At 35.8% G+C, this 8381-nt stretch carries 6 protein-coding genes; 2 read left to right on the top strand and 4 right to left on the bottom strand.

The genetic code is table 11. The features are described 5' to 3' along the window. Nucleotides 1-263: 263 nt before the first annotated feature. The 4 genes from MR041_RS14845 to MR041_RS14830 all read right to left on the bottom strand — a co-directional run bounded on the left by MR041_RS14845 (nucleotide 264) and on the right by MR041_RS14830 (nucleotide 3708). A complete protein-coding gene (locus tag MR041_RS14845) occupies nucleotides 264-1283 on the bottom strand; it encodes a M28 family metallopeptidase (protein ID WP_242095036.1) in 1020 nt (339 codons plus the stop codon). Between the two features lie 122 nt (nucleotides 1284-1405). Then, nucleotides 1406-2464, bottom strand: a complete 1059-nt coding sequence (locus tag MR041_RS14840; RefSeq protein ID WP_242095035.1) for a M28 family peptidase — start codon at nucleotides 2462-2464, stop codon at nucleotides 1406-1408. A gap of 119 nt (nucleotides 2465-2583) precedes the next feature. Then, entirely contained in the window at nucleotides 2584-2943 is a 360-nt protein-coding gene (locus tag MR041_RS14835) for an FUSC family protein (protein ID WP_242095034.1), read from the bottom strand. A 3-nt stretch (nucleotides 2944-2946) separates the two neighbouring features. Next, complete coding sequence (locus MR041_RS14830) at nucleotides 2947-3708, bottom strand: DUF3108 domain-containing protein (RefSeq protein WP_242095033.1); 762 nt, start codon at nucleotides 3706-3708, stop codon at nucleotides 2947-2949. A gap of 174 nt (nucleotides 3709-3882) precedes the next feature. Here MR041_RS14830 and MR041_RS14825 point away from each other — a divergent pair, with 174 nt between their 5' ends. Both MR041_RS14825 and MR041_RS14820 read left to right on the top strand, forming a co-directional pair. After that, nucleotides 3883-4728 (top strand): universal stress protein, encoded by an 846-nt coding sequence (locus tag MR041_RS14825; RefSeq protein ID WP_242095032.1) that lies wholly within the window; start codon nucleotides 3883-3885, stop codon nucleotides 4726-4728. 165 nt (nucleotides 4729-4893) lie between these two features. Next, nucleotides 4894-8268 (top strand): tetratricopeptide repeat protein, encoded by a 3375-nt coding sequence (locus MR041_RS14820; protein WP_242095031.1) that lies wholly within the window; start codon nucleotides 4894-4896, stop codon nucleotides 8266-8268. Nucleotides 8269-8381 lie beyond the last annotated feature (113 nt).

Genomic DNA, 8381 nt, shown 5'->3' with positions numbered 1-8381 from the left:
GGACTTTTTTCATTATAAAGTAATCGGTCGAGAAGTTTATGCTGAGCACCTCACTTAAGTGAGGTAGTCGAAGTGAGACCGATCTTCCACCCCTTACAAAGTCTCTTGCTTGTCAAGGGACTTTTTTTTATAAAGTAATCGGTCGAGAAGTTTATGCTGAGCACCTCACTTAAGTGAGGTCGTCGAAGTGAGACCGATCTTTCCGCCTGATTAAAGTCATTGTTACGAGAACGATTTTATAATAAAATTCAATTTATAGAGCGTTAATCCAACGTAATACGGTGCTCACGGTTTGCCAATTCCCAGGCCATATGGAATATTAAACGGGCACGAGTCTCTAAATAGGGATATGAAATTTTATCCGGTGTATCGCTAGGTTTATGGTAATCGGCGTGTGTGCCATTGAAGTAGAAGATAACCGGTACATTATGTTTTGCAAAATTATAATGGTCTGAACGATAATAAAATCGGTTCGGATCATCATCATCATTGTAAGTGTAATCAAATTCTAATTTAAAGTAAGTGTTGTTTATGGTTTCGGAAAGCTCGTGTAATTCTGCACTTAGTTTATCGGACCCAATAAGGTACAAGTAATTACTTCTTCCTTCATGCTTTGGGTCAATACGACCGATCATATCAATATTTAAATTTGCTACTGTTTGTTCTATAGGGAATACGGGGTCCACATCGGTATAATATCTTGAACCATATAACCCAATTTCTTCACCCGTAACATGTAAAAATAAAACTGACCGTTTGGGAGCCTGACCTGCTTTTTCAGCAGTTTTAAAGGCTTCAGCTATCTCTAGAATCGCCACCGTTCCGGAACCATCATCATCCGCGCCATTATTGATATCACCATTTTTGGTTGTGCCGATATGATCTAAATGTGCAGAAATAACAATGACTTCTTCCGGTTTTTCTGAACCTCTGATATACGCTATCACATTTTCAGAATCCTGAGCCATGTTATTGAAAAACGACGATGGAATCTTTTGAAAGTAAGTGTTATCTTTCAATGGAGAAGGCACTTCGATGGCTGTATAGTAGTCTTTTAAAAAGTTTACAGCTTTTTTTTGTCCAGGTTCGCCTGTTTGTCTTCCTTCAAAATCATCGGAAGCATAGGTGTAAAGCATCTCTTTTAGTTCACCTGAAGTTATCGTTTCAGCATATGTGGTAACTAATGTATTTTTTACTGATTCTAAGGTATGTGTCTGTGAGGTGCCAAAGGCCACCATGAAACAGGTGGTAATTAATAGGGGAAATACGTTTTTACAAATCATAATTTTAAATTAATCTATGAATGGAATAAGGACGAATCCTTTAAACTAGTATAAACATTCTTATGTGAGAATTAAAACCGCTATAATACGAAATTCTAAACTAAGCTTTGGTCAATCCGCATCTAATTTAACAGTTCATGGTTGGTGTCCAAAGCCAATCGATGCGGTTGGTTAGCTAATTGCCAGGCCGTAGCAAAAATAAGTTGTGCTCTTTTTTTTAATAGATTATATTGTATTTTATCCGGTGTATCACTGGGCTTATGATAATCTTCATGCTCCCCGTTGAAGTAAAATATGACCGGTACACCGTGTTTGGCAAAATTGTAATGATCTGATCTCATATAATATTTATTACGATCATTTTCTGCATTGTACCTGTAATCCAAATCAAGATTACAATAAGCACGGTTTACTTTTTCTGAGATATAGTGCAATTCTTTACTTAATCTGTTCGAACCTATTAAATAAACATAGTTGTTATTGTCCTTATGAAAACCATCTACCCTTCCTATCATATCTATATTAAGGTTCGCAATGGAACTGGTGATAGGGTAAGTTGGGTAAGTCGTATAATATTCAGATCCGCGTTTGCCAATTTCTTCTGCAGTTAAATGGAGAAATAAAATACTCCGTTTTGGACCATGACCAGCATTTTTGGCCAAAAGAAATGCTTCAGCAATTTCCATTATCGCAACAGTTCCGGAACCATCATCGTCGGCACCATAGTAAATAGCTCCGTTTTCATTAATTCCCAGATGATCTAAATGTGCGGAAATGATGATGACTTCTTCGGGTTTCTCTGATCCCTCAATATAGGCCATGACATTCTCGGATGATTTAGTGTCCTTAGGAAAAAATGAGGCCGGGATCGTTTGATAATAATTATTTTTACCTAACGGAGAAGGAATACCATTTGAATTGTAATAATCTTTTAAGAATTTCGCAGCCAATTTTTGGCCTTCTTCACCAACCTTACGTCCTCTGAATTCGTCCGATGCAAAGGCATATAAATGGGTGCTCAATTCTTCTGGTGTTATGGTGTTGGCATACTTCACTACAAGAGAGCTATCAACCAACTTAATACTATTTTTAATGTTTTTGATTTTAGTGCTGTACTTTTCGGTTGCACAAGTACCTAATAATGTCAGTAGAGAGAGAGAGACAAAGGTTTTAACAAGCATATTAATAGGGTTTATCCCAAGCAAATTACATTTATTATAGTCTTTGAATTAAGATTATAATCCTATGTTTAATTTAATTATTTTGATAATGCTAATATACATATAATAGAGGTAATTACTCACTCATCAATGGTGATATCTTCAATTTCTTCGATCTCAAGATCAAGTTCTTCCAATTCGTCAATTGCTTCTTCTTCAAGTTGGATTTCCTTGGCCTCTAAAGATTCTGTTTGAGTGACTTCTGAAGCGATAAATACAGCCTTATACAGTGAAAGCATCAGAGCAATTGTTGTTAGAAAAAAGGTGAATGGAATAATTTTCCTTACCTCACCTTCTTTTTTGGACATATAATGAGCGGCAAAGGCAAAGGCAAATGCTAATATGGCCGGAATCACGGCCAAATTTGAAATTGGTAAAACTGCAAAAATGGCTGAAAGAATAGAAGTAATAACCGCTAAAATGATGAATAATGTCTTCATAGTTTATTGCTTCAGACCCGAAGCTGATTTAATTTTTAGTTCACCATTACCAACTGGAATTTTAAATTTTCCGTAAACAATGATTTTATTTTTATCTGCTGTAAGCCATAATAGATTATTGTTATTTCCTTTTAATATTTCTGTAGATGAACCTATGGCTAATTTATAACATTCCTTTTTGCCTATGGCCGTGCTGATCTCTTCTTTACCTAAATAGGTGATCTGTGCTTTAATTTCTTTTCGATCAAAAATAAGGGTAAGTGTTTTACGTTCTCCTTTGTTCATGGTATCATAATCGAAGAGTCGCATTGTGTACAATGTCGAAACAATATCCCTTGTGCCCTTGCCAATGGACACGGTTTTGTTTTCAATATTATTGTTTTTTTTCGTTTGAACGGTCTTCACCGTATTTGTTTTATGACTATAGGTATATTTCATTGCCTTATAGTAGGTTCCCTCGTTGATGTCGCGATTATATAAATATGGAGTGAGGGTTTGCGGATTCACATAACTTTCATAAAGATCTCTTATTTTAAAAAAGTTATCCCATTTACTGAAGGTTACGGCGGTGCACTTTAACCTCATCAACGTAGCTTTAGACGTTTTAACAGGGCTAGTTTCCAGGGTTACCTCTGCAATATCGTTTAAAATGCCTGACATATTATATGAAGCTGTGTAGGTGAGCTTTTCTGAAATTCCGATAGCCGAATTTTGTGCATGGACAATCATGTTAGCCAGAACAATAAGAATTAGGGAAATTCGCATTAAGTTATTTTTATTTGAATTATAACGTAACAGGTCTCATTTATTGTGCCGAAAGTACAATGGATAAATTTATTAAACTAATTTTTGTCTGCAATATAGAGATGGTAACGACTGATATTTATCATATTTTTAAATCACCTCACTTACTATATTTAAAAACTAATATCAAGCACCATGAAATTTATACTCTTACCCACGGACTTTTCGAAGAATTCATTGAATGCTATTGATTTTGGTATGAAATTTTTCAAGGATGAAGAATGTAGATTTTATCTGATGAATGTACAAAAAGCATCATCATTTATTTCCGATGATATGTTGGTAGTGTCCTCCTCCGCCACTATATACAATACCATTGTTGATGCTGCCAAGAAATCCATTAATAATATTATCACTGGAATCAAGAAGCGGTATCGAAACGATAAACATGAATTTCATTCTATTGTGGATTATGATAACTTTACTGATGCCATTAATCAAGTTTGTGAAACACAACAAATCGATTTGATCTTAATGGGGACTAAGGGTGCTTCAGGTTTGGAGAAGGTATTCTTTGGAAGTAATACTATTCATGTCATTCAAAGATGTACAACGCCTGTTTTAGTGATACCAAATGACTTCAAATTTTCAAATTTGTCGAAAGTAGTTTTAGCAACTACTAATCTTGAGCCATTCGATAATGATGATGTGGAACTTTTAAAAGAGTGGGTGTATAATTTTAATTCGGAATTGGCCATTTTACATATTGCGGATCAGAACCATTTAGCCTATGAATCTTACGATAACCATGAGTTTTTTAATACTAATTTTAAGGATCTTAAACATGATTATATCGATACTTCAAATAAAGATATGCTGAAAGAAATCTACGACTATATTCATGTTAATAAGATTAAGATGCTCGTTATAAAGAATAAAAAACATTCCTTTATAAAACGTTTGTTTGCTCAAAGTGGTTTGGAAACCCTGGCATTCAAAATTGACATTCCTTTCTTTGTGCTGCCTTGCAATCAGGCTTAGTTTTATGCTCCTTCATTACAGTAGTTAAATGCGTTTAAGAATATAAAAAGCGAATACAGATTTTCTTCCTAACGCAGCTACTCCTTTTTTGTTTATCATACTTTAAAAATTAAGTATTAACACTTAACTTTAGCAATTCATAACAATACGGCAATAAAAATATAAATGAAATACAAACTTTCATTACTTCTATGTATTGGTTTAATAAGTGTTTCGTTCGGACAATCGTCAACTTTAGACAGCCTTAAAATTGCATTTGAGGACCAGAAGAAAATAGATTCTTTGAGATTTGAAGCCGGATTAGATGCCTTTATGCTCTTGTTTAGGCAAAACCTCGACTCCGCGCGCGTATTTGGTCATCGTGTGCTCAAGTTTTCGGAAGAAAAGAACAATAGAAAATGGAAAGCAACGGTTTTCCGATTTATTGGAAATACATATGCGGTTCAGGGACAATTTAATGAAGCTTTAGATTATTTTCTAAAAAGCCATGAATTACATGCACAGTTATCGGATACCAAAGCATTGGCAACCACTTTTAACAACATTGGAACGGTTTATTATGAATTGGGCAATTTTACGAAGGCCCTGGATTATTTGCTTCAAGGATTAAAGATTTCAGAGGAGATAAATGACAAGGAAAATTTAGCAAGACTTACTAACAATCTCGGTAATGTCTATATAAGACAGAAAAACCAGACTAAAGCATTGGAGTACCTCAGTTACAGCTTAAAATTGAAGCAGGAGATTGGCAATAAGCGCACTTTGGTGCATGCATACAACAATGTTGCTCTTGTTCATTCCGATATGAATGAGTTTGATGCGGCCCTCGAAAATTTATTGAAGTCGGCAGCATTGGCTGAAGAGGTAGGTGATAAAAGAGGAATTACCCGTGCCTATAACAATATTGGTGAAATATACAATAAGCAAGGCATGTACGATAAGGCACTGGACTATTTGAATAAAGGCATAATCATTAAGAATGAGATTGGGGATAAGGAAGGACTGATCTCAGCGTATTTATATAGAGGAGGGGGGACTTATTTAATGCTCGGCAAATATGAACTAGCAAAAAAAGACTGTGAGAAGAGTTTAGCACTAGCTCAAGAATCGGGTGTACTTATAGCTCAAAAAGAAGCTTGTGAGTGTTTAAGTATCGTATGGGAAAAATTAGGGAACTATAACAAATCTTTAAAGTACTTTAAACAATCCGTACAGGCAAAAGACTCCCTGTTCAATAAGGATAAAACCCAAGAAATTACACGTCAGGAAATGCAGTATCAGTTCGAGAAACAACAGCTTGCCGATAGTATTGCGTTTAACAAAGAAAAGGCGGAACAGGAATTACGCTACGCAAAAGATATTAGTCAACAACGTAATAAGGTTAACCTTTTGATATTCGGGACGATAGGATTATTACTCGTTGGAGGTTTGTATTGGCGGTCTAGACAGAAGAGTATTAAATTAAGGCAGGAACGCGAAATCATCGGCCGATTAAAACAAGTTGATCGTCTTAAGGATCAGTTTTTAGCAAACACCTCTCACGAATTAAAAACACCATTAAATGGTATTATTGGTCTATCTGAATCATTAATGGATGGTGTAGCGGGTAAAATGTCTCCAAAGGCCATAGAGAATCTGGATATGATCACGAATAGTGGAAAACGCCTTTCTAATTTGGTTAACGATATTCTTGACTTTTCTAAGTTAAAGAATGAAGATTTATCTCTTAATATTCAGTCCATAGATATTTTCCCTATTGCTGAGCTGGTTCTGAAGGTTTCGAGCGGTCTGGCAAAAGATAAGAATCTTAAATTAATCAATGCTATTAGTAAAACGATTCCATTGGTGCTTGCTGATGAGAATAGGCTCCAGCAGATCCTGTATAATTTAGTCGGCAACGCCATTAAATTTACGGAAAAGGGTACGGTCGAGATTAATGCGGTAAAGAAAGGTGCCTATTTAAGAATTACTGTTTCTGATACTGGTATTGGAATTCCAAAAGAACAGTTTCATTCCATTTTTAAATCTTTTGAGCAAGGGGATGGATCCATTTCCAGAACCTATGGAGGTACAGGCCTGGGATTAACCGTGACGAAGCAATTGGTGGAGCTTCACGGTGGTGAAATTAACGTGGAATCTACTTTGGGACAGGGTTCAGAATTTAGTTTCACACTACCTTTGAGTCAGGAGTCACGTGATTCTTTGGAACAAAAAGAGGAGGATGTAGTACAAGGTGTTAGAACGGATGCAGTCGAAAGTAAAAATGAAGATATTTTAGCCTTGGATGTTAAAACCTCCGAATTAACGATTTTAATTGTTGATGACGAACCGATTAATCGGAGGGTACTTGAAAACCATTTAACAGTGGCCGGTTATAATGTAGTTGAAGTTGGAAGTGGAAAAGAGGCATTAGAACGTATTCAAAATGGTCATGATTTCGATTTAATTCTTTTGGATATCATGATGCCGCATATGTCGGGTTACGAAGTGTGTGAGACCATTCGAAAAACGTATTCTAGTAGTGAACTTCCCATAGTTTTACTTACGGCTAAAAACAGGGTAAGTGATTTGGTTACAGGGTTTAATGTTGGAGCAAATGATTATTTGACAAAGCCATTTTCTAAAAATGAATTGTTGAGCAGAATAAAAACCCATTTAAATTTATATGGTATCCACAGGGCGACAAGCAGGTTTGTGCCATCTGAATTCTTAAAATCCGTTGGACGGGAAGCAATTACCGATGTTATTCTTGGCGATCATATTCAAAAAGAGGTTACTGTCCTATTCACGGATGTCAGGGATTACACGACATTGTCGGAATCCATGACACCGACGCAAAATTTTAAGTTTGTTAATGCCTATGTTGGGCGTATGGGACCTTTGATCCAACAGCATAAGGGTTTTGTAAATCAATATTTAGGAGATGGCATTATGGCCCTTTTTCCGGAGCAGGCAAGTCATGCATTACAGGCTGCAATTGCCATGCAGAAAACAATTATAGATTACAATATAAGAAGGGAAAAAGAGGGTTATGAGCCAATTTCGGTGGGTATGGGAATGCATACGGGATCCTTGGTTATGGGTATTATAGGCGATAGTTATAGAAATGATACTGCTATTATAGCGGATACGGTGAATACAGCCTCACGTGTTGAGGGGACCTCGAAATTTTATGGCGCCAATATAGTTATCAGCGAGAGCAGCATGTCAACGATTGATAATAAGGATGATTTTAATTTTCGTTATTTAGGTAAGGTCAAGGTAAAAGGAAAGCATGAAGCACTAGGAGTTTACGAATGCTTTGATGGTGACGATGATGAAAGTATCGATTTGAAAAAAAAGACCATTAAGGATTTTCAAAAAGGATTAGATCATTTTTTTAATAAGGCTTTTCCGAAAGCTTCAGCTGCATTCGATAAAGTCCTCAGTAAAAATCCTAAAGACCTGGTTGCTAAATACTTTATCACAAAATCTGCTGAATATACTATTTCAGGAACACCAGTGGATTGGGATATGGTTAATACCTTGGATAAAAAATAACATTCAAGGATAAAAATATCACAAAACTAAATTATGTCATTTAGAACGCAGTGCCCACCTAACAGTTGCAGGTGAAATCTTATATATTCCCATTACAGAACATATGAACTGCG

Source organism: Aestuariivivens sediminicola (assembly GCF_022662015.1).
Classification (GTDB): domain Bacteria; phylum Bacteroidota; class Bacteroidia; order Flavobacteriales; family Flavobacteriaceae; genus Aestuariivivens; species Aestuariivivens sediminicola.
The sequence above is the reverse complement of the archived record's forward strand: the minus strand, read 5'-3'. Positions and strand labels throughout refer to the sequence as shown.